A 23,192-nucleotide genomic window follows, 5' to 3' on the forward strand; every position below is an offset into this window, starting at 1 on the left:
AAAAATAAATTGAAAAAAGTTCAAAGTTCAACAAATAGATAAAATGGCATACATCTCACAAATAGCTTTCCTTCTGGTACTTGCGGTTGCAGGTTACCTCTTATCAAAAAGGATAGGGAGGATCAAAAAAAATATTCAGCTCGGTAAAGATATTGACCGATCAGACCAAAAAGGTGAAAGAACAAAGAATATGTTACTTGTAGCCTTTGGCCAGAAGAAAATGTTCAAAAAGGTTATTCCTGCTTTTTTCCACTTTCTGATCTACGCTGGTTTCTTAATAATCAACCTGGAAGTGCTAGAGTTCATCATTGATGGTATTGCTGGCACGCATAGAATTTTCGCCCCAGTTTTAGGTGATTTCTACACTGTAGCCATTAATATTTTTGAATTCCTGGCAGTGGCTGTTCTTTTGGCCTGCGTAGTATTCTTAATTAGAAGAAATATACTTGGCATTAAAAGGTTTACCACCCTGGCAGGATGGCCCAAGCTTGATGGTAATTTAATCCTGGTAATTGAAATTATCCTGATGTTTGCCATTCTTACTATGAATGCCACAGACATGCTGCTTCAAGGTAACGACCCTCATTATACCCAAACAGGTGATTTCTTTTTCAGCAGTTTCTTAACACCTCTTTTCGAGGGCATGAGTGTTAGCGCACTACATTTTGTAGAAAGGTTTGCATGGTGGTTCCACATCATTGGTATTTTAGGATTCGCGCTTTATGTTACATATTCTAAGCACCTTCATATTTTCATGGCATTCCCTAACACTTATTTTGCCAGATTGGTACCTAAAGGCCAAATGAAAAATATGGATGAAGTAACCACTGAGGTTAAAGCCATGCTTGGCGTGGGTGATGCCGGAAGTTCGGAACCTCCTGCTGAAATTGCCAGATTTGGCGCTAAGGATGCAAACGATCTCTTTTGGACAGACCTAATGGGTGCTTATGCCTGCACCGAGTGTGGTAGGTGTACAGAACAATGCCCTGCCAATATTACTGGTAAGAAGCTCTCTCCAAGAAAAATCATGATGGATACGCGTGATAGAATTGAAGAGATTGGTTTAAACCTTCAAGCTGGTAAGCCATCAGAAGATGGTAAATCACTTTTAGGAGATTACATTACTGCCGAAGAAGTAAATGCTTGTACTTCTTGTAACGCTTGTGTTGAAGCTTGTCCTATCAACATTAATCCATTGGATATTATTCTACAGATGAGAAGATACATGGCAATGGAAGAATCAAGCTCTCCGCAAAGCTGGAATAGCATGTTCCAAAACGTAGAGACTAACTTTGCCCCATGGAAGTTTCCTCCTACGGACAGGTTCAATTGGGCAGATAAAGTAAATAATTAATAGTTAAGATTTTAAATACGATATAAACGATCAGTTATGAGCGATAAAACATATAAAGTACCCACCATGCAGGAAATGAGTGCCAAAGGTGAAAGCCCTGAGGTATTGTTTTGGGTAGGCTGTGCAGGTTCTTTTGATGACAGATACAAGGCTGTTACCATTGCCTTCACTAAAATATTAAACGAGGTAGGAATCAATTTTGCCGTATTAGGCCCTGAAGAAAGCTGTACAGGTGACCCTGCCAGAAGAGGTGGAAATGAGTTCCTTTTTCAGATGCAGGCCATGAGCAACATTCAGGTATTAGATGGCTACAATGTGAAGAAGATAGTAACGGCATGCCCGCATTGCTTCAACACACTAAAAAATGAATACCCTGAATTAGGAGGTAACTATGATGTAGTGCATCATTCCACTTTCTTACAAGGACTTATCAACGATGGAAAAGTTACTTTAAAAGATGGTGGCGAATTCAAAGGGAAGAAAATTACTTTCCATGATAGCTGCTATTTAGGAAGGGCTAATGGCGTATATGAAGCACCTCGAGATGTAATTAAAGCTTTGGATGCTGAGCTAGTTGAAATGAAGCGTTGTAAAACCAAAGGTTTATGCTGCGGTGCTGGCGGTGCTCAAATGTTTAAAGATGCTGAGCCTGGCAATAAAGAAATAAACATAGAAAGAACTGAAGAAGCATTAGATACTGGTGCTGAAGTTATTGCAGCTGGTTGTCCATTCTGTATGACTATGATGGGCGATGGCGTTAAGAATAAAGAAAAAGAAGGTAGCGTTAAAGTGCTAGACTTGGCAGAATTAATCGCAAAAAATCAGGGCTTGTAAAAGCCCTTTTTTATTTATGAGAAAGGAAATAGAATCTTATAAGAAATTTAGAATTATTGATGGCTTCTTAATTATTAACGACAATTACAAAACTCAAGGCTGGTTGTTAAGAATCATTTTTATAGTAAATACAGTTAATGCATTATTACAGTTAGCCAGTAGGTCATTTAATTTTGAGGAATTCCTGTCCTACTTTTGGCTAATCTTCGGAACACTATCTTTAATTGCCTTAATAGCAAATGAGTTTATTAGATTTCCAGATGGAAAAATTGAACTTGACGAAATTGATATGATTAAGTTCAAATCAGGAATTAGAGAGTCTCATATTTTGAAATCAAAAAGTGGTAAGTCGCGATCAATTACTCTGGATAAAGAAAACTATTTTCAAGAATTATCTGACTTGAAAGAAATTTGTAAAACTTATCAAATCCCAATTATTGAGTAAGAAATGAAGCATAAAAAATATGCTCCCTATTTTGTTATTGGACTCTCGTTAGTTCTACTCGCTATTAACTTATATGAAATGGCGGAGCAAAACGAATGGCTAAGTGCTCGCTTAGCTGGTCCAATAAGTAACGTGTTACTTATCGTTGCAATGTTAGTTGTATTAAGAGAAAACAATAAAAAACAGTAGAATTCGTGTTTAGTCCATTTCGGCAATCCACTGCTTTACTAAGGCCACACCTTCTTTGTGAACCATCTTTCTACCCAATTCAGGCATCATAATACCAGGATCCAAAGAATTCATCCTGTAAAGCAAGATTGATTGCTCAGGGTGGCCAGGCAGGATGTCATATTTAAATCCACCTGAACCTTTGCCGGCAGCAATTGGCGTTTTTCCCACACCCCATGCCGCAGGATTGTCGACTTTGCTTAAAAGCTCAAGTGCAGAGTTTTTTGCAGGTCCTTCTTTACGATGACAATGACCGCAATTAATTTCCAGATAGGCACGTGCGCGATCATCTAATGGAGCCGCATGATTTTGATAATTGACCAGTTTAGGAATTTCATTTTGGCTGGGCAGATTTTTTAAATATTTCTTATCAGCCAAATATTGGAGTTGATTCTTAGTGCCTGATTCAAAGTGATAATCTTTATTAAGTTGTCTGGCTGATGGCCCAATTGGTTTAATCTTTCCATTAAATGAATGGCAACTCTTACACTGGTTCATGTTAGGCACTGCATAAGCTATCTGTTGTTGTTTTCCTTCTTCATCTAACCAAGACACATTCTTTGTTGCCCCGGTTAATTTTAAAAAAGCCTCTGTTTGCTCATCGTTCCAAACATAAGGTAAGGCCTGCCAGCCATCTTTTTTATGTAGTAATAAGCGTGTTTCAATTATCCGTTTTTCCCCATCAGGCATTCTGAAATCTGAAGGATAATAAAAGTTCTTGATGAGAATTGTGCCCACAGGAAATTCCAGCACCTCCTCAGCATTATAGTCAGCTGAAGTGCCCTCGGGAAACTTTACAAATCGTGCTTTATGTGCGTAATCCGAGAAAAGAGGAGAGTTCAACTCATAAGGAATTACATTCTTGGCTGGCTTTAATTCAGCCAACTTACCTTGAAAGAATTTATAGTCGGATAGTTTCTGAAGACCAACAGCATTCTTTTTATCAGTTTTTGTAAAACTAATACCCTCTGTTGTCTCTACTGTTTTATAAACATCTTCCTTTTTACCAGAACAACCTAATGAGAAGACCACAAATAGTATGACTACAATTCTGCTCATTTACACAAAAAATTATCTTTCTCTTGATTTAAGTCTTCCAAATCATTTGGAGCATCCAGGTTCACAAATTTCCAATCTTCATTATTAACCATACAAAGTACTTCTTTAGGCGCTTTTCCTTCTTTGATAAAACCATCGAAGGCTATATCGGGTGGATTAAAAGGAAATTTGAAATTGAAAAGCATACCGAAGTCATGGCTGAAAGTAGCAAACCAATGACTATTGCTAATTTCGTTCTGTAAAACTTTAATCTGAGTAGGATAAGGGTCATACTCCTCATCTAACTGATAATTACTATTCACTCTTTGGGCACTTCCCTCTCCTTCCGCCTTTGCTTCCTCCTCACTAATAGCAGCCACCAATTCATAGCTGATTACCGCAATACCCACAGTTCGGTTATCTATAATCTGGTTATCGTAAACCTCAACATCTTCAGTGGCAAGCACCATTAAACCTGTGCCGGGAGGTACCACTCCAACGATATTTCCTTCTGGCGCAAAATTACTATGATTGTTATCTTTTATGATGTTATTGTAGACCTTTATATTTGATCCGTATTGTGTTAATCCCGGTAGGTCGAACACTAATATACCACCAGTATTATTGATTGCTTCGTTGTGGTGCACTTCCACCATATTGCTATTTTCACTTTCTATTCCTGCCACATTTTGTCTGGCAATGTTATGTCTGATGACTACTGTATCAGATTGGCCTACATAAATTCCGGCATCAGAAGCTCCAATGGCAATACAATGTTCAATTAAAACATTTCTGCAGAGGACAGGATAAAAAGCATAAGCACCATTATTTTCACTCACTTCTCCTGTCCACTGAGCTTTTACATGCCTGAAGGTGATATAATCAGTATCGGTCACTTTAATATTATCACCTGCTGCATCCTCAATAGTGAAGTCTAATAATTGTATATGACTACAATCACTTATCTTAATACCCTCAGCACCTTCAGACTGACCCTTAAAGGAAAGAATGGTTTTATCAATTCCTGCACCTTGAATTACAATTGAGTCCTTTGTATCAAGCAAAAGGCTCTTGTCAAATAAGAAAAATCCTTCTGGAATATTGATTGTATCACCTGCTTCTGCCAGAATTAGTGCTTCTTGTAACTGATCGTATATGTTCTGCCAATGGGCTTCACTTCTGTCAGCTATTTCCTCTGAACCACAAGCGCATAAAACAGTGAGTAAGATTAAGTAGTAAGCCTTTTTCATATAGAAATATATGAAAAAAGCAGTTAAATATTGAAAGGGGATAAAATTACTAGGCTAAAATCATGTTGCTTCAAACTGCCTTTTGCAAAGGAGAACTAGGTAAAACAATTGTGAAGGTGGAACCTGCATCTACCTCACTTTTCACATTTATACTTGCATTTAATTCATTTAAGGTCTTTTTCACTAGATAAAGTCCTACACCTGACCCGCCTTTCTCGTCATCATTAGCCCTGTAATTTCGTTCAAAAATATAAGGCAGCTTATTCTCATTAATGCCAATACCATTATCCGTGATTTTAAGAACAATGTTTTCGGCACTCTGCTGAATACTAATTATGATTACACATTCTTTAGAGCCCTTCTTTCGATATTTAATCGCATTCTCTAATAGGTTTTGAATGATGGAATGTAACAAAACCGGATCTCCATAATAGTTAATTGACTCATCAATATTTTCAATCAACTTAATATTTTCATCATCCTGCATCGTTGATAAATTTTTCTTGATTCCTTCCAGTAGATTAGAAAAATTTATCTCTTCTGTTCTTTTTTGGTCATTGTTGCAGTTTTCAAGAAGGTCCTCAACTTTGGCATAGAGCCTTTCATTAGAAGCTATTGCCAGATTTAGAATTTTGAGCAATTCTTCCTCGTCATTAAGAGACTTCTTGAGAACATAAAGTAAACCTTTAACCTGATTAATTGGACTTTTTATATCATGTGCCAACATGTAATGGAAGAACGTTGGACTATTTGACTGTTCCTCGATAATATCTTGATTATTCATACCTAAAAAAATAATGTTTATAGATCAAAAAATATATTCTGTCGAAAAAAGACATAAACCTTGCCAAAAGACAGTAACTACAAATTATGTGATAAAATTAACAATAAATATAATTTATTTTATTTATAGATGCATTAATTGTTGATTTAACTAATCAGAAAATCATTATTGTGTAAGTTGTTATACAACTACTATCAGTTACTTCATTATAGTCTCTCTGTAATGATGCTTTCAATTTGTTTACATCCTCTCTCCAGGATTTCAAAAAGATCTTCTGTTGATTTATTCGTAGGAACTTCACTTCTGAGGTGATATATAGCCAATTCAACATTTGCCAGAGAATTTCTAATATCGTGCTTTACAGATCTGGCTTGTTCATGACTAAGACCTTTATCGCCCTTACTAAAAATACTGTCATCCTTATCACCAGAATTTCTTAATGAATTCTTAGAATCTTCTCCTTGGTTTTCACTCATAAAATAAACTTTTCGTCAACTAAATCTTAGTTCTTGGCAAACACTTATTGACATATAATAATAGCATAAGAAGCGTCTTAGTGTTCAATATTGTAAGCCTTCAATTTGTTGTATAGTGTCTTTCTATTAATAGATAATTCCTCTGCTGCCTTCGTTTTATTAAAATTTACCTTTTTCAAAATTTTCAAAATCATTTGTCTCTCAGCTATCTCCGAGGCTGATCTTAAATTATGTCCATCGTTTTGTGGTAGATCACTCATCTCATTTTCGGACTTATCACCATTTACAATCTCAATCGGCAGGTCTTTTGTTTGAATTTGCTTTCCTGAACAAAGAAGCACTGCTCTTTTAACGACATTGAGAAGTTCCCTAATATTACCATGCCAATAGTAATTAATCAGCTTATTCATAGCCTCTTCCTCAAAACCCTCTACTTCTTTATTTAGCGACTTATTGGCCTTGTTTAAAAAATAGTATGAATACAATCTAATATCTGGTTTTCTACCTCTTAATGGAGTTAACTCTATTTTAAATTCATTTAACCGATGGTATATGTCTGATCTAAACTTACTATCATCGACTGCATTTTTAAGGCCTTCATTAGTAGCCACGATAATTCTTACATCTATCGGCACCTCAGCTACACTTCCGATTTTTACTATTTTTCGTTCCTGTAGTACTCTTAAAAGTTTTACTTGATTTTCCTGAGACAAATTCCCTATCTCATCCAAAAAGAGCGAGCCTCCATTAGCCATTTCGAAACTGCCTAACTTATCTGAAACCGCCCCGGTAAAAGAACCTTTGATATGACCAAATAACTCGGAACTTGCTAAGTCATTACTAATTGCTCCGCAATCAATGGCTACAAATGGTTTTCCGTTGCGATTACTCCTACTGTGTATGGCCTTGGCAACATATTCTTTACCAGTACCTGTTTCTCCTTCAATTATAACGGTCATGTCTGTTGGAGCCACTAAATCTATCAGCTTCTCCACATTTTTCGATTGTTCACTTTCACCAATAACATACTTTTGATCAAAGCGGTCCATCACGGTAACTGGACTACTCCGTTTGTTATTCTTTATGGCAGAGTTGATAGTCAATAGGATTTCATCTGGATAAAGTGGTTTTGTAACATAGTCCAGTGCACCAAGCTTCAATGCATTTACTGCTACTCTAACATCTGAGTAGCCCGTAATCATAATCACCTCAATTTCTCGGTTATATGCCTTTATCTCTTTCAATAAATCTGTGCCTGCAGTATCGGGCAGGCGATAATCACAAAGAACTAAATCTACCTTATGCTTTTTTATATGCTTGATGGCTGCATCCCCCCTGTCAACACAGAATGTCTCGTACTGATTTTTCTCTAAGAATTTCTTCAAAAGCTTAGAGATATCAGGATCGTCATCAACTATTAAAATTTTATTCATTTCTAAAAAATAGTAAACATGACTACTATTATTAAGCCATGAGATTCATCTAAGGTTTAAAAAAATTAAACTATAAGCTGTATAATTATTTACCCATTGTGTGTATTTCGCTTCTCACCTAGCTGATTTAAATAAAATGTTCGTCATTAAAAATAATTGCTAGAAGCACTTAAACGCACAATCTCATTTTCTGGCATTGTATTTAATTATAAGTACTCAGACCAAAACATTTAATCATGAGTAATTTTTTATATCTATTAGCCGTAATTTTAATTATAGGTTGGCTATTAGGCTTTTTTGTATTTAGTCTTGGCAGCATAGTCCATATTTTATTGGTAATTGCTGTTATCGCTATATTACTTAGATTAATTAGAGGGAAGTCCATTTAATACGGATTTTTGTCAATCATATCAGGCCACCTATAAACTGATATGATTGACTTTTCTCACTCTATTCTATAAGTAAAACTTGCCATATTCATGGCTATTTAGTTTTTGTTCATTCCATATTTCTCAATCATCTTTTTTAAGTCATCAAATTTGTAAGGTTTGGTCATTATATCATTAAAGCCTATTTCTTTAGATACCCCATAAGTATCGGCCGTTAAGGCGATTATAGGCAATTTATTATATGATGGTCCTTCTAATTGTCTAATCTCTTTTATTGCTTCACTGCCACTCATTATCGGCATTCGCATATCCATTAATATCACGTCATAGTTAAAGTTACTCACTTTTTCTACGCCTTCTTTTCCATTCTCAGCCAAATCCAACTGGATATGTTTATGAGCTGAAAAGTATTTTGACACCAACAACCTATTATCATCATTATCCTCTATCATCAACACTTTAATAAGGGGCCTCTCCTCAGGAATAGAAACATTTGAGGTAGATCTATTAATACTCTTGTGTTCCTTGGATTTTCTCAGGCTAAGCTGAAAATGAAATGTACTTCCTTTACCTTTTTCGCTTTCAACTTCAATATTTGATCCTAGAAGTTGTAATAAGGATTTTGTAATTGTTAAACCAAGCCCTGTTCCTTTTGAGGCAATGTTATGTTCACTCTGTTCAAACTTTGAAAAGATCTTTGACAAATCTTCTTTTGCTATTCCTTCACCAGTATCAATTACAGAAATAGACATATCCAACGATTCTTTAGATTCGTCCAACAAAACTACTTTCAATGTTATCTTACCGTCCTTCGTGAACTTGTTGGCATTACCTAAAAGATTATGGAGTATCTGCGATAGTATTAATTCATCTCCTACCACAACTTGCGGTAGGTTTTCATCTACCTCCAGTACACAGTCATTATTATTCTTATTTGCCAGAAAGTGAGTGCTTTTGCAAATACTGTCAAACAGCTTTTTTAATTCGAAAGGCTTTTGCTTGATTTCTAATTTACCTGCTTTTAGTTTACTGAAATCTAAAATGTTGTTAACCAGAGAAAGTAGATTTTCTGCACTATATTTTAATAAATCCACTTCCTCCATTTCACCAACTGTTTCATCAAGTCTAAGCAACTCGCTAATTCCGTAAATAGCATTTAAAGGGGTTCTGATTTCATGACTCATAGTTGCCAAAAATTCTTCTTTGGCATTGGCGGCTTCTTCAGCTTCTTCTTTTGCTTTCTTTAGCTCGTTTTCAATTTCTTTCTGACGTGTGATGTCATCTATTATTCCGTACCAAATTACATCACCATTAGCCTGTAAATCAGGTTGTGAAGATAGTTTTACCCATTTAACAGTCTGTGATTGTGCAGTTACCATACGCCCAATCCATTGTAAAGGTCTTGGATTTTTAGAGTCCTCCATTTGCTTCTCAAAAAAGCCTTTTCTGTCTTCAGGATGAATGACATCATAAATCAACTCAGTATTCTGTAAAAGTTCCTTAGGCTTTATTTCAAGAACATCATAGGACGAAGAACTAACATATTTGAATTTTTCTTTCCCGTCTTGCCCCTGTTCAAATTCATAAATGACTCCAGGGCTATTCTTGGTAATATTTTCGAATTGCTTTTCCTTTATTTCTAATTCGTGAGTTGCTCTTTGTCTAAGTAATTCAGCCCCAGCACGCAAGCTTAAAATGGTAAGTAAATATTGTGCATCAGCATCAATTACCACTTCTTCGTCATTAATGATCACCATAATACCTAGCATCTCACCTGTAATTGGTGAAGAAATAGGTACGCCTACATAAGAAGTAGCATCCCATCTTTTGAGTTTAGGGTCTTGAGGAAACGTGGAAAGTACTTCTTCATAATGCTGCATGGCATCCTTCTGCTGTACCACTTGGCAAGGAACTTCATCAAGTTGATAAATAAAATTATCAGATAAAACACCGTCAATCCTAATGGCCTTGGTTATAATCTTGTTTTTATCACTTGATAGAACGCCAACATAAGCTGATTTAGAATTAAACAACTCATATAAGTGCAATGTCAAATCTTTGAAGTATTCCTCTCCAGTAAGATGAGCTCCTCTTTTAAGCGCATCTTGAACAGCCAACTTTGAGCGCATGATGTCTGTAATTTCAGTACCTCTAAATTCTGCTCCAATTATATTATTTTGCTTTCCTCTAATTGGTGATATGCGAGTGGAATAAAGTTTTTGAAATTTTGGAAGTGAATCTTTCAGTTCATCAAATTTGTCAATTAATGTTTGCTCTCCGTTGAGCGCTTTTTGGAGCGGATAAAAGATTTGGTCATTTAATTCCCCTAATTTAGGAAACGCTGATATTAAGGAATCTCCAGCTTTTAGCTCAACCCCTGTACTATCTGCAATATCTTCGCAGAGCGGCTCACTAATAGTTTGTATAATATAATTCTGATCAACAATTAAAAGGTAGTCTTTTGAGGATGATGCCAATGCACTTATAATTTGCTCTCTAAGTTCTAACTTTTTGTAAGCTTCACGCTGTTCAGTTATATCAATTGATAGTACAATTACACCTTTTAATTCTTTACCATTAAACCAAGGCTTAATATGTATACTCCAGTATTGTTCATTGAAGAAAACTTCTTCTTTAATTTCCTTTTTTGTCTCAATTACTTTCAGTTTTAAATCAACGAAGCTGTTGGAAGCTCCTTTATCTTCAAATTTAAATAGGTCTAAATCTGAAACACCTATTAAGTTTTCCGCATCATAATCATTAGAAGGATTATGTAACCATACGTAGTTAAGATTAAGATCTTGATAGGCAACAAATACATTTGAGTTCTCAAGTACTGTTTCAAATCTCTCATTTAGAGTTTTTATTTCAGCTTGACTGTCCAGTATTTCCTTTTCCTTTTTTACCAGCTGATCATTGGCACTCCTTAACTCTTTATTTACGGCTAATAACTCTTCGTTTGCCAGCTGAAGCTCCTCGTTAGAAGTATTTAGTTCTTCATTTGAGGCTTGAAGTTCTTCATTGAGTGCTTCAAGTTCTTGGTTAAAGTCATCTAATTTACTTTTACTCAGCTCAGATTCATATTCCGACTTCCTGGATTCTGATGATTCCTTTGAATCGAACTCTTCAAAGGAATCATTTTTTAAGTCCCTGCTGTTTTCTAAATCGAAAGCATGAAATTCCAATATATAGTATACAGCATCTTTCTTTGGATTTGAAATATGAACTATCAATTGAAGATATTTCTCCACCTCCTCTATAGGATATTTAATAATGGCACCTTTTACTGTATTTTTTGATTGCTTTGCGATATTCAGTAGCGCTCTTGTATATTCTTGTAAATCTGGATTCAGGCTTTTAAGGAATGACTGTTTTTCCAAAGCCTCATCATCAGCCAAATAAGAACTTAACAATCCTTTAGAGAATACAACATTCATTTCAGCATCTATCGCAACAATAGGATGGCGGAAATTACTAATTAAAGTATTGTTCACTATTTCTTTGATGGATTGCAAACCTGTACTGTTGATTAAAGAATTTAGTATAGCTTCTTATAAGTGCTAAGTATTAAAGCAGATGATTTTTAAATTAATGTTATGCAGCTTTGTTAAAATGCCATCTCAAAGAGCAAGCAACAAAATCATTTATGACACCACTAAAACAAGCAAGTGCTTCATCGTTAACACTTAAAAAAAGATTAAGACTATTTGATTTTTATCGACAAATTATATACGTTCATAGGTAATAAAACCCATTCTGTCTAAAAATGTTATACCAAACCTAATAAATAGTTAAACAAAAAAGAAATAAAAACAAGCCTTAATACACCTTAAATGTTATGATAAATAACAGCTGATAACATTATACATTTAAGAAATAAAGATGTCTTTTTAGTCTGATAATAATAATTGGCCATAGCACTTTACTCCTATCAGTTGCTTGCCCTAGAGAAATTTTCTGTTGCTACAAATAAAGACCACACTAACACTTAAATACTCTGTATTTAGTATTTTTAATATTAATTCAATTCTGACTAATATGAATTTAGAAGACACCTTAACCGAGCGTCCGAAACTAATTCAGGAAGTAGCAATCCTTCTAAAAAAGATCATCCAGAAAAATTTTCCTGATTTAGAGGAGCACGTCTATGGTAATAAAATATTTACCGTTTTATACAGCAAAGAAAATCCTACTCAGGTAGTTTGTGGTATACAAACATCAGAAAAACATTGCCTATTGTTCTTACATAAAACGGGCGAGGTAGATACTAATGGTTTAACACTTGAAGGAAAAGGCAAAAGTGCCAAACATGTCAAGTTTAGACTTCCCAAAGAAATTGATGAAAAAGTTCTTACTTGCGTATTAAGTCAAATTTATGACAAGGTGTAGTGGAGAAATAATTTGAGTTTAAGAATTAAACTATACTATAATTTTTTAAATCAATCTGTAACTCACGTTCATCTCAAATTTGCGGATAAAGCTATATCTCAATAGTAGCTCCGACAGGAATCGAACCTGTATCTAAAGTTTAGGAAACTTCTATTCTATCCATTGAACTACGGAGCCATTATAACAAGTGGCTAAATTATAACACTCCTTAATAAATTCAAACTTTAATACTTGGTGGGTTCTAAAGTTACTTTTTCTTTAAAACAAAGGAATCAACTAACATCCATTGAGTCGATCCTTCATACTTTCTCAAGTTTTTGTAGCGATATACTTGAGTAGCTTCATCATAGGTATGAATCCGCTTGACGGCATAAATACCAAATTGATCCTTCTCCGCATCTGAAGTCATAATTAGTTGATTATTTCTCCAATTCAGCTTATGCTCATCATTCCATTCTCCTTTATTTATATTAAACCATCTTTCAAGCCAGAACCCATGCGCACTATTATAGGTTCTCACTGAAGAACCCCAATAATCACCCTCTGGACTATACCAGTCTACTATATGCCCAAAACCACCAAACGCTTTTCTTACATTCACGCTTACATCTCTAATAGTGTCATATATACCGCTGCCATCATTTCTTAAACCAATATTGGCTCCTTCCCATTCTCCTATTATCCAATCAAGATCAGTGACTGAACCAGATTGAGCTCTCAGGTTATAACTCAGCATAGTAATGGGTATTATTAGAAGATAAAGCTTTCTCATAGCATTTGATTTATTGTAAAAAATGCAAAATAGAAAGCTAAATAGGAGCTGTTATACCCTAATTTGGGTGAAATTATTAGTAATAGGTATTCTTCAAGTAATTTGGGAAAATGGTAAAGTGTTTTTCTTCTACCAACTTTCTCAGCTTACCTCTTAGCTCTTCAATGTTAGATTTATTGGTAGCTGAGATAAACACTATCTCATCCTTGTCAGAAAAAGATTCCATGTTGAGATAAGTGTTTTTTAGTTGTTCTATTTTCTCTTCAACGGAAAGTTCTTCCTCCTCCTCAAGTAAATCAACTTTATTGAAGACCAGCAAAGTTGGCTTATCACTGGCATCAATATCAGCCAAAGTTTGATTCACTACATTAATATGGTCTTCCAATGAAGGATGATTCACATCCACTACATGAATTAAGATGTCGGCCTCACGAATTTCATCTAAGGTAGATTTAAAAGACTCAATAAGATGAGTGGGTAACTTCCTAATAAAACCTACAGTATCAGAAAGTAAAAATGGAATATCTTCAAAATTGACTTTTCTAACAGTTGAGTCAACAGTGGCGAATAGTTTATTTTCGGCTAAAATATCTGATTTGCTTAGCATAGTCATGAGCGTTGACTTGCCTACGTTAGTATAACCAACTATAGCTACCCTAACTATTTTACCTCTTGATTTTCGCTGAGTTCTGCTCTGCTTATCAATTTTAGCAAGCTTCTTTTTGAGGACATCAATGGTGTTGCGAATGTTCCTTCTATCTGTTTCAATTTCTTTCTCACCAGCACCACCACGAGTAGCTGTACCACCCCTCTGTCTTTCAAGGTGAGTCCACATTCTAGTCAGGCGTGGAAGTAAATATTGATTTCTGGCTAGTTCAACCTGTGTTTTTGCCTGCGCTGTTTGTGCACGACTAAGAAAGATGTCCAGAATCAATAAACTTCTGTCATACACCTTGCATTTCAATTCTTTTTCAAGGTTTCTTAGCTGTGAAGGATTTAAGTCATCATCGAATACGATCCAATCAACCTGTTCAGCTTTTATATAAGCACTAATTTCTTCCAGCTTACCTTTGCCTACAAAAGTTTTTACATCAGGATGATCAAGCTTTTGTGTATAAGTTTTAACAGTTTCGGCACCTAAAGTAGAGGTTAAAAAAGCCAATTCATCTAAATATTCATTAGCTTTTTCTTCTGTTTGGTCACGCGTAATAAGGGCTACCAAAACAGCTGTAATTTGCTTATCTTCTATCTTTTTAGCTTCGTACATATATTATTTTAACTCCTCAATGTAAGCTGCTACCGATTTAATATCATCAGCACTCAACTTACCCTCATAGCTAGGCATTACACCTTTTCCTTGCTTTATCCAGGCTATTCTTTCTTCTAATGTTAACTCACTTTTTGTGAGATCAGGCGCTTTAAACAAACCTTTTTTACCATCAGTTCCATGGCACTTTTTACACTCTGCTAAATAAATTTTTTCACCATTAGTAAGCATGCCCTCAGTGACCTCTAATTCCACTGAGTCACCTTTTACAGTTATTTCAGATTTAGCCTCACTATCTTTTGAGAAAGTCAAACTACCTGCCTCAGAAACACCGTATATATAGAGAGTAAGTAATAAAGCGAGTGTAGCCATAATCTTGTTTTCTTTTTTAAATGCAACAATGCCAATTGGAATAATGATAAGCACTAATACTAGTTTGACCCATAAATATATTGGCGCTGAACCACCATAGAGGTATAACATATAGCCGCCAGTAACCAACATTAGTGTGCCTAAAATTGGATCAACCATTTTAAAGCGAGTTCTTACTTTTTCTAATAAGGCCTTTTTATTGGATAGCAACAAAACTGTTTTGAACAACAGAAAAATTAAAAATAATGTTACCACTGCAACGTGCGAATGCAAAAATCCTATTTCCATAAATTGTTTTTTTACAAAAATAGAAAAGCTAATTGTAATTCCTGTTTTTATACAATTATATTTGAAAGAATAGCCTATTAACCTAAGTAATTTTAGAGCTCATCAATACGCAACCCAAACCTATCGAATAAACTGGCATTCTATAAGATGAAGTGATAAATTATATATTACTTAGATCGTAATTATGAGAGTAGCAATAACATTAAATACTTCTTGGAACATTTATAACTTCCGCTTGTCGCTAGTGCAGCAGCTTCTGAAAAGAGGTCATGAGGTTATTGCCATTGCTCCAAAGGATGAATACACCCAAAAGCTTATAAATATCGGCTGTGAATTTGAAGATGTTACAATGGACAGTCGTGGGGCTAGTCCTTACAAAGATCTAGGACTGACCTTAGAACTCCACTCTATCTACAAAAGGGTTAAACCTGATTTGGTGCTTCATTACACCATTAAACCAAATATTTACGGCACTATGGCTGCGGCCAAATTGGGCATACCTTCAATTAATAATATCAGTGGACTAGGAACAATCTTCTTGAATGATAACTGGATTTCAAAAATTGCCATGAGCCTCTACAGGTTCTCATTCAAATTTCCCAAAAAAGTATTTTTTCAGAATCAGGAAGATTATCAGCTTTTTCAAGACAAAAGACTTATTGAAAAGAATATTTGCGAAGTAATACCTGGGTCAGGTATTGATTTAGATCATTTCGATAAATTTTCTTACAAAGAGAAAACAGAAGGAGAATCTTTTAACTTCCTTATGATTTCCAGATTAATAATTGACAAGGGTGTTAGAGAGTACATTGAAGCTGCAGAACTATTGCAGGAAAGAGGTATGAATGCCAAGTTCTATTTGTTAGGTGGACTTGATGAAGAGCATAGCAGAGGTATCCAAAAAGAAGAGTTGGACTCGTGGGTAGAAGCCGGCATAATTGAGTATTTGGGAAAAACAGATGATGTAAGACCTTATATTAATGATGCTGATTGTGTAGTTCTTCCAAGCTATAGAGAAGGTACTCCTCGCACTTTATTAGAAGCTTCGGCTTGCGGCAGACCAATAGTAGCTACGAATGTTCCTGGCTGTAACAATATAGTTGATCATCAAATAAATGGCCTACTATGTAAAGTCAAAGACGCTTATGATCTCAGCCTAAAAATGAAAGATATGTTTTATATAGGCCATGACAAGAGGTTAGAAATGGCTGAAAGAGGTAGAGAAATTGTTGAACGCAAATTTGACCATAAAATCATCATAGACACTTACATCAAGACTATTGAAGATTACCAACACCTTAGCCCTCAATACAAATTTGCCTACGTTAAGTCTTAAGCATTCATAAATTATCATTGAGTTTTAAAATTAAGGTCTTATTTTTACCCTTAGTGAATATTATAAACACCAAATTTTTCTTTAGAAACGGCTTATTATCAATCATTTTGATAAGTGTTCTGGCCTCTTGTAAGGTTTACAAGCAAAATATTATTCTTCAAACAGATGAAGGTTTAAACGCAGAAAAATTTAAAGAAGAAGTAGCCAAAGTAGAAGGGGCATATCTCATTCAACCTGGTGATCAACTCAATATAGAAGTGTACACTAACAAGGGAGAAAGAGTAATTGACCCAAATATGGAATTAGTGGCAGGGGTAAGAGGCGGACAAGGTCAGCCAACTAAGGTATTTCAGGTATTTCCTGATGGTAACTTAATATTACCTATGGTAGGTTCGGTTTCTACTAAAAACCATACGATAAAGTCACTTCAAGAAGAAATAGAAAAAAAATATGATGCCTATTACATTAATCCATTTGTAAGGGTTCAGGCTACCAACCAGCGAGTAGTAGTCTTAGGCGCTCTGGGAGGTCAGGTGATACCTTTAGCCCAGGAAAAAATGAACTTACTTGAGGTGCTAGCCCTGGCCGGAGGTTTGAACGACAGATCAAAAGGAAGAAATATCAGACTCATAAGAGGCCCGCTTAACGACCCTTCGGTTCAAATCATAAATCTCTCAACTATAGAGGGTATGCAAAAGGCCAATCTAAATGTACTGCCCAATGACATTATTTATGTTGAACCTATTAGAAGAGTGTTTAATGAGTCAGTAAAAGATGCTGCTCCGGTTCTAGGTGTTATCACTAATGTTATTACACTTTTTATAGTTATTCAAAGTTTAAATAATTCTAATAATTAATAACTTCTTTGAGCGAAAGGCCTTCACGATATCAGCGAAATTTAAACCTTGAATCAAGCCCTCAGCAGGCTAATGATCTATCGGATGCATTTGACTTAAGCAAATTTTTTATACTGCTTAAAAAAAGCCTTATATGGTTCGTTCTTTTTATTACAATTTGTGTAGCCGCAGTTTTTCTATATCTGCGATACACTAATGTAAAGTACCAATCAACAGCCGAGCTCAAATTAAACAAACGCAGTGAAGCCAGCCTCTTTGGTTTTCCTACTGTATCGGAAGAATCTTCAAATCTTAATTCACTTTCCGGAGAAGTTGAATTAATAAGATCAAAGCTTTTTTTAAAAGAGGTTGTTAAACAGTTGCCTTTGGATGTTACCTATGAACTAATTGGTAGGTTTAAAAATGAGGAAAGATATAAATACATACCTTTCTTATTAAGTTATGAAACAGAATGTGTGAACAGCACTTCGTTTTTCGTTGAAATTGTTGATCAAAATAATTTTAGAATAAGCAACGATCCTGAAAGCGAAAAGTGGATAAGCGGCTCTTTCGGAAAGCCAGTTCGATTCAATGGTTGTAATTACTTACTGAAGAAAACAGGTAATTTTTTCGCAGATCAAACAATGTTCATAAGTATTAAAAATGAAGAACAGGTATTGGACTATTTAGAGTCTAAACTTCAGGTTGCTCCGGAAAATTTAAACGCCAATACGATCAGAATCGCCTTTGAAGACTATAACCCCTATAAGGTTCAGGATATAGTTCAAACGATAAGCGAACTTTATACTGATTATAGTAGAGAACAAAAGAACAAGGCAAATCAACTTAAAATTACATTCCTAAACACTCAGCTATCGGAAATTGAATCAGTTTTAGAAAATTATGAAAGCTATATCGAGTCCTTTACTTTAAAAAACAAAACCTCAAATCCTTCCAGAGATTTGAACGAAGTGATAGACCAGATTATCAATATAGACTCCACCATCTATTCTATCAAGTACCAAAAAACCAACCTTCAGGAGTTAAAAAATAATCTGCAGCAAGACTCAATCAATAAACTGATTATTTTCAATGGCACTTTTAATGATCAAATTAATAAACTGATTACAGAATATCGTGATGTAGCTGATAGGCTGGCCTTAGCAGAAATGAGGTATAAAGGCGAAAGTCAGGTAATTGATGAAGCCAAAAGAGAATTAAATCTGATTGACGATCGTTTAAAGCAAGCAATAGCTTATTCATTTGAAACGCTTGATAAACAACTAGAAAGAGCAAATCAAAGAAAAGGTAATCTTATTAGTACTTTCAACGAATTGCCAGCAAAATCAAATGAGCTTAATCAAAAGATGCGTTTTTATTCAATTTACGAAGAGCTCTATTTGTCATTAATGCAGAAAAAAACTGAGTTCCAGATAGCCAAAGCCGGAACACTTGCCGAGGTAGTAATTTTAACTCCTGCAAACTACCCTAGAAGCTCGATAGGACCATCACCGAAAACTCTTTATATAGGCTCAGTAATTTTAGGAGTTATTTTATGCTTTGTATTTCTAATATTGAGATACTTATTATATGATCAAATAATAAGTTTAACCGAGTTAGAGCGAATCACCCGTCTTCCTATTGTTGGCACCATTAATAGAGTAAGATCAGGACTGGCTAAGAAAAGCGGTGTATTAGTCTTTGATAAACCCAGATCACAGATAAGTGAGAATTTCAGAGCCCTAAGAACCGGCTTGAACTTTATGGGCATGAATAAAAAGGAGCAGGTAATTGCTGTTACCTCTAGCGTGAGTGGTGAGGGCAAAACCTTTATTGCGGTTAACTTGGCAGCGGTATTATCACTATCTAATAAAAAGGTTATTATTCTCGATTTGGATATGCGCAAACCTCGCACACAGTATGCCTTTAATATTGAGAAAAACGATGAAGGCATAAGTGCCATCTTAAGTGGGAATGCAAGCTGGGAAGCATGCGTTCAAAAAACTCAGAATGAAAATCTGCATTTGATACCTTCTGGAGTAATACCTCCAAATCCTGCTGAATTATTAGAAAGCGAGTATTTCGAACAACTTATCAGCAGTTTAAAGGATAGCTATGACATTATCATATTAGATACTCCACCAATAGGATTGGTCTCTGATGGTATTATTGCCCTAAAACATTCAAATCAATCACTTTATATTGTTAGATCCGATTATTCTAAAAGAGGTTTCATAAGGGATTTACACAGAAATGTAGAGCTAAATCAGCTTAAAAATATTTCCATTGTGTTCAATGCTGCCAAGAACAATAAAGGAGGCTATGGTTATTATCAGGACTATTATGATGAGAGCAGCAAGTCCCTTTCCAACTTGAAGAAAATATTCAATATTGGCTGATCAAGAAACTGTACTCATTACAGGTGCTACTGGCTTATTGGGTAGAAATATTACAAATCACTTTTTAAGTAAAAACTTCAAAGTTATAGGTGCTAAACGCTCTACTTCAATAACCTTCAACCATCCGGATTTAAGCTGGATCGAACTTGATAAATTATTAGAGTTTGACCCTAAAGATTTTAAAATAGACTTTGTTATTCATTGTGCAGGTCTGGTTTCGTATAATGCTTCTGACAAGGACGAATTGTTCAAGGTCAACAAAGATATTACTGAAAGCATTGCCAAATGGGCCAGAAGTGCCCGAGTTAAAAAATTTGTCTACATCAGTAGTATCGCCACTTTAGGGAAAAATAGTGATTCTCAAATCATCAATGAAAATACCCCTTGGGATGATTCAGATTTCACTACGAATTATGCATTGAGTAAAAGAGCCGGAGAAAAGGCTGTCCAAGAAAATGGTGCTAAAGGTGTAAATTATATAATTCTTAATCCATCCATAATCCTCGGCCCTGCTGAACTTAGTCAAAGTAGTGCCAAATTGTTTCAATATGTGCTAGATCAGAAGCCTTTCTTCACTAAAGGCTTCATTAACTATATTGATGTTAGAGATATATCAAATGTTATATTCAAATTACTTGAGAGTAATATAGTGAAAGAACAATTTGTTATTAATAGTGGCTACACTACTTACAAATCATTTTTTAAGCAGCTCGCTGAAAAACTTAATTGCAAAGCTCCATTTATTGCTGTTCCTAATTTTTCATTGATATTAGGTGCGCATCTCGAAAACTTATGGAGTAAATTTAAAAACAAAGAACCTTTACTTTCATCCGAAACTGCTCGCATTGCTGGAAATAAATACATTTATGACAGTATCAAAATTAAAAATGAGCTTGATATAGAATTTCATACACTAGAAGAATCGATTAATTATTCGATTGCTGAGATGAAAAAAGCCGGATATATCAAACTATAATTTTTCTCCTCTCGTTGATTGGTTTTAACTTTGCATTTGCTAAATTTATTTAGCCAGTAAATTTTTATATGAGCGAATTTTATAGAAGCAGAAAGGACGAAGAGAAAGAGTTAGTCAAAAAGTTCGAAAACCATATTAAGGGTAATGATTTTCACTTTTTTGATGTTGAAGAGCTTGAGAAGGTTGTAGACATTTATCTTGATGATGATCGCAACAAGAAAGCACTTCAAGCAATTGAATTCGCAGTTGAGCAGTTTCCATTTTCCATTGAGCTAATCGTGCTACATGCGCATGTATTAGCAACCCTTCATCAGTACGAATTAGCCTTAGAAGCATTAGAGAAAGCAGAAAATATTCAACCAAATGATGTTGACTTACTGCTAACCAAAGCTAACATACTTACAATTGATGGTAAAAATAATGAAGCGATAGATTGCTTGCAGCGTGCTATGGATATGGCCGAGGATACAGACGAAATCTTGTATCAGATTGGAATGGCATATCAGCAAATGGGGAAATTTGATTTGGCAATTGAACACTATAAACAAGTGCTTGAAATCAATATTGACCATGATAACGCTACTTATGAGCTAGCCTATTGCCTAGATATTACAGACCAGCTAGAAGGGAGTATATCCTATTACGAGAAATTTATTGATGCTGATCCTTACTCTTATCATGCATGGTATAATTTGGGCGTAGTTTTTCATAAATTAAAAAAGTACGATCAGGCAGTTAAGGCTTATGAATATGCCATTGCAATTGATGATAATTTTGCATCAGCTTACTTTAACATGGGCAACAGCTTGCTCCAACAGGAAAAGCATACAGAAGCACTAGATGCATTTTCTCAAACTTTAAGAATTGAAGGCCATAGCGCAGAAGTTTTTTGCAGAATGGCAGAAACTTATGACAAGCTCGATCAACTTGATCTATCCATAAAGTACTATCAGAAAGCAGTTAAGTTTGATCCATTGTATGATGAGGCCTTTTATGGCTTAGCTCAAAACCTTATCAAATCAGAAAAATGGATTGAAGCTGTACATTATGCACGCAAAGCATTAAAAATTAATCTTCATGAGGGCAAATACTGGCAAGCTGCAGCCTTTGCCGAATATCAATTGGGTAATCAAACAGCGGCCATTGATGCTTATGAAGAAGCTGTTTCTCTTGATCCTGAAGAAATCAGTATTTATTTAGACTGGTCATTCATCTATTTTGAATCAGGAGAAATGGATGTTGCTTTAAATATTTTGAAGGAAGGTTTAGAGGAAAATCCCGACTCTCCTGAATTGTATTATAGAATGACAGCCTACCTAATTGAATCAGGTAAATACAAAGAAGCCTTTATCTTTCTGGAAAATGCATTAGTTTTGGACTTTGAAATGCATACAGTGCTTTATGATTTCTTCCCAAGGCTTGAAACACAAAAAGCACTATTTAAATTAATTGACCAATTCAGAAAAGATAATCAATAGCATAAGCTGATTCAGCATAATGATTAAGTTCTGCTGAAATTCTTGTTTATGCAGCCTACAAAACCAAAATATTAATGAATTACAACTTAAAACAAGTTCCAGAAAGACCTTCTAAGCCAAGAGATGTAGGATTTACCATGGCCATGGACAAAGGGCTTAGCAATAGACAAGTAGAAGACTTTATTGATAGCAGTGGTGAATATGTTGATATTGTCAAATTAGGATGGGCTACTTCTTTTGTAACCAATAAGTTAAAAGAAAAGCTAGCCATCTATAAAGAGGCTGGTATCCCAACCTACTTTGGAGGAACCTTATTTGAAGCTTTTATTATTCGTGATCAGTTTGATGATTACAGAAAAGTGCTGGATAAATTTGATATGGAATTTGCTGAGGTTTCAGACGGCTCCATTGAATTACCACATGACATTAAATGTGAATATGTCCGCAAGTTATCCGACCAGGTAACTGTGCTTTCAGAGGTTGGCTCTAAAGATGCTGAGAAAATCATCCCTCCTTATCAATGGATTTCTTTGATGCAGGCTGAGTTAGATGCCGGTGCATGGAAGGTAATTGGTGAGGCACGCGAGAGCGGAAATGTTGGGTTATTCAGAGCTTCTGGTGAAGTTAGGTCTGGATTAGTGCAGGAAATACTTACTAAAATTCCTTTCGAGAAGATTATTTGGGAAGCTCCTCAAAAAGCACAACAGGTATATTTTATTAAGTTGATGGGTGCAAATGTTAACTTAGGAAATATTGCTCCAAACGAAATTATACCTTTGGAAACTATCAGATTAGGACTTAGAGGTGATACTTTTCATCATTTTCTAAACTCTGAAAATCTGTAGAAG

At 35.2% G+C, this 23,192-nt stretch carries 21 protein-coding genes and 1 tRNA gene; 12 read left to right on the top strand and 10 right to left on the bottom strand.

What is annotated here, in order from left to right:
• Nucleotides 1-43: 43 nt before the first annotated feature.
• The 4 genes from JKP34_RS00675 to JKP34_RS00690 are packed head-to-tail and all read left to right on the top strand — an operon-like array spanning nucleotide 44 to nucleotide 2,822.
• Nucleotides 44-1,354, top strand: coding sequence for a (Fe-S)-binding protein (locus JKP34_RS00675; RefSeq protein WP_201916665.1), 1,311 nt, complete (start codon nucleotides 44-46; stop codon nucleotides 1,352-1,354).
• Nucleotides 1,355-1,390: 36 nt separating this feature from the next.
• Entirely contained in the window at nucleotides 1,391-2,188 is a 798-nt protein-coding gene (locus tag JKP34_RS00680) for a (Fe-S)-binding protein (RefSeq protein ID WP_201916667.1), read from the top strand.
• Nucleotides 2,189-2,204: 16 nt separating this feature from the next.
• Nucleotides 2,205-2,633 carry a hypothetical protein gene (locus JKP34_RS00685; RefSeq protein ID WP_201916669.1) on the top strand — a complete coding sequence of 143 codons (429 nt, stop codon included), beginning with the start codon at nucleotides 2,205-2,207 and terminating at the stop codon, nucleotides 2,631-2,633.
• Nucleotides 2,634-2,636: 3 nt separating this feature from the next.
• The gene (locus tag JKP34_RS00690; protein ID WP_201916672.1) at nucleotides 2,637-2,822 is read left to right on the top strand and encodes a hypothetical protein; all 186 of its coding nucleotides are present in this window, start codon (nucleotides 2,637-2,639) and stop codon (nucleotides 2,820-2,822) included.
• A gap of 9 nt (nucleotides 2,823-2,831) precedes the next feature.
• On the opposite strand, the gene JKP34_RS00695 is transcribed toward JKP34_RS00690, so the two are convergent.
• The 5 genes from JKP34_RS00695 to JKP34_RS00715 form a co-directional block, all read right to left on the bottom strand.
• Entirely contained in the window at nucleotides 2,832-3,920 is a 1,089-nt protein-coding gene (locus JKP34_RS00695; RefSeq protein WP_201916674.1) for an SO2930 family diheme c-type cytochrome, read from the bottom strand.
• On the bottom strand, nucleotides 3,917-5,149 hold the full coding sequence (locus JKP34_RS00700) for a parallel beta-helix domain-containing protein (protein ID WP_201916676.1): 1,233 nt from the start codon (nucleotides 5,147-5,149) through the stop codon (nucleotides 3,917-3,919). Before JKP34_RS00700 ends, JKP34_RS00695 begins: the two co-directional genes overlap by 4 nt.
• A 70-nt stretch (nucleotides 5,150-5,219) precedes the next feature.
• The gene (locus JKP34_RS00705; protein WP_201916678.1) at nucleotides 5,220-5,933 is read right to left on the bottom strand and encodes a sensor histidine kinase; all 714 of its coding nucleotides are present in this window, start codon (nucleotides 5,931-5,933) and stop codon (nucleotides 5,220-5,222) included.
• 206 nt (nucleotides 5,934-6,139) lie between these two features.
• On the bottom strand, nucleotides 6,140-6,409 hold the full coding sequence (locus tag JKP34_RS00710) for a hypothetical protein (protein ID WP_201916680.1): 270 nt from the start codon (nucleotides 6,407-6,409) through the stop codon (nucleotides 6,140-6,142).
• A gap of 77 nt (nucleotides 6,410-6,486) precedes the next feature.
• On the bottom strand, nucleotides 6,487-7,842 hold the full coding sequence (locus tag JKP34_RS00715; protein ID WP_201916682.1) for a sigma-54-dependent transcriptional regulator: 1,356 nt from the start codon (nucleotides 7,840-7,842) through the stop codon (nucleotides 6,487-6,489).
• 236 nt (nucleotides 7,843-8,078) lie between these two features.
• Here JKP34_RS00715 and JKP34_RS00720 point away from each other — a divergent pair, with 236 nt between their 5' ends.
• Nucleotides 8,079-8,231, top strand: coding sequence for a lmo0937 family membrane protein (locus JKP34_RS00720; RefSeq protein WP_201916684.1), 153 nt, complete (start codon nucleotides 8,079-8,081; stop codon nucleotides 8,229-8,231).
• A 98-nt stretch (nucleotides 8,232-8,329) separates the two neighbouring features.
• On the opposite strand, the gene JKP34_RS00725 is transcribed toward JKP34_RS00720, so the two are convergent.
• Nucleotides 8,330-11,746 carry an ATP-binding protein gene (locus tag JKP34_RS00725; protein ID WP_201916686.1) on the bottom strand — a complete coding sequence of 1,139 codons (3,417 nt, stop codon included), beginning with the start codon at nucleotides 11,744-11,746 and terminating at the stop codon, nucleotides 8,330-8,332.
• 523 nt (nucleotides 11,747-12,269) lie between these two features.
• On the opposite strand from JKP34_RS00725, the gene JKP34_RS00730 reads away from it, so the two are divergent.
• Nucleotides 12,270-12,620 (top strand): DUF1801 domain-containing protein, encoded by a 351-nt coding sequence (locus JKP34_RS00730; protein ID WP_201916688.1) that lies wholly within the window; start codon nucleotides 12,270-12,272, stop codon nucleotides 12,618-12,620.
• A 105-nt stretch (nucleotides 12,621-12,725) separates the two neighbouring features.
• Here the strand turns inward: JKP34_RS00730 and JKP34_RS00735 are convergent.
• From JKP34_RS00735 to JKP34_RS00750, 4 genes are all read right to left on the bottom strand, one after another.
• Nucleotides 12,726-12,797: transfer RNA gene (locus JKP34_RS00735), tRNA-Arg, on the bottom strand.
• Between the two features lie 70 nt (nucleotides 12,798-12,867).
• Nucleotides 12,868-13,392, bottom strand: a complete 525-nt coding sequence (locus JKP34_RS00740; protein ID WP_201916690.1) for a hypothetical protein — start codon at nucleotides 13,390-13,392, stop codon at nucleotides 12,868-12,870.
• Between the two features lie 76 nt (nucleotides 13,393-13,468).
• Nucleotides 13,469-14,659 (bottom strand): GTPase HflX, encoded by a 1,191-nt coding sequence (gene hflX, locus JKP34_RS00745; RefSeq protein ID WP_201916692.1) that lies wholly within the window; start codon nucleotides 14,657-14,659, stop codon nucleotides 13,469-13,471.
• 3 nt (nucleotides 14,660-14,662) lie between these two features.
• Complete coding sequence (locus JKP34_RS00750) at nucleotides 14,663-15,319, bottom strand: SirB2 family protein (RefSeq protein WP_201916694.1); 657 nt, start codon at nucleotides 15,317-15,319, stop codon at nucleotides 14,663-14,665.
• A 184-nt stretch (nucleotides 15,320-15,503) separates the two neighbouring features.
• On the opposite strand from JKP34_RS00750, the gene JKP34_RS00755 reads away from it, so the two are divergent.
• The 6 genes from JKP34_RS00755 (at nucleotide 15,504) to JKP34_RS00780 (ending at nucleotide 23,189) form a co-directional block, all read left to right on the top strand.
• On the top strand, nucleotides 15,504-16,655 hold the full coding sequence (locus JKP34_RS00755) for a glycosyltransferase family 4 protein (RefSeq protein ID WP_201916697.1): 1,152 nt from the start codon (nucleotides 15,504-15,506) through the stop codon (nucleotides 16,653-16,655).
• A 53-nt stretch (nucleotides 16,656-16,708) separates the two neighbouring features.
• Entirely contained in the window at nucleotides 16,709-17,512 is an 804-nt protein-coding gene (locus tag JKP34_RS00760) for a polysaccharide biosynthesis/export family protein (protein WP_201916699.1), read from the top strand.
• An 8-nt stretch (nucleotides 17,513-17,520) separates the two neighbouring features.
• Nucleotides 17,521-19,890, top strand: coding sequence for a GumC family protein (locus JKP34_RS00765; protein ID WP_201916701.1), 2,370 nt, complete (start codon nucleotides 17,521-17,523; stop codon nucleotides 19,888-19,890).
• Nucleotides 19,883-20,866: an NAD-dependent epimerase/dehydratase family protein gene (locus JKP34_RS00770; RefSeq protein ID WP_201916703.1), complete on the top strand. Its 984-nt coding sequence runs from the start codon at nucleotides 19,883-19,885 to the stop codon at nucleotides 20,864-20,866. The genes JKP34_RS00765 and JKP34_RS00770 overlap by 8 nt, the downstream gene beginning before the upstream one ends.
• A gap of 68 nt (nucleotides 20,867-20,934) precedes the next feature.
• The gene (locus JKP34_RS00775; RefSeq protein ID WP_201916705.1) at nucleotides 20,935-22,344 is read left to right on the top strand and encodes a tetratricopeptide repeat protein; all 1,410 of its coding nucleotides are present in this window, start codon (nucleotides 20,935-20,937) and stop codon (nucleotides 22,342-22,344) included.
• A 74-nt stretch (nucleotides 22,345-22,418) separates the two neighbouring features.
• On the top strand, nucleotides 22,419-23,189 hold the full coding sequence (locus JKP34_RS00780) for a phosphosulfolactate synthase (RefSeq protein ID WP_201916707.1): 771 nt from the start codon (nucleotides 22,419-22,421) through the stop codon (nucleotides 23,187-23,189).
• Nucleotides 23,190-23,192: the final 3 nt, after the last annotated feature.

Source organism: Marivirga atlantica, from assembly GCF_016734805.1.
Taxonomy (GTDB): Bacteria; Bacteroidota; Bacteroidia; order Cytophagales; family Cyclobacteriaceae; genus Marivirga; species Marivirga atlantica.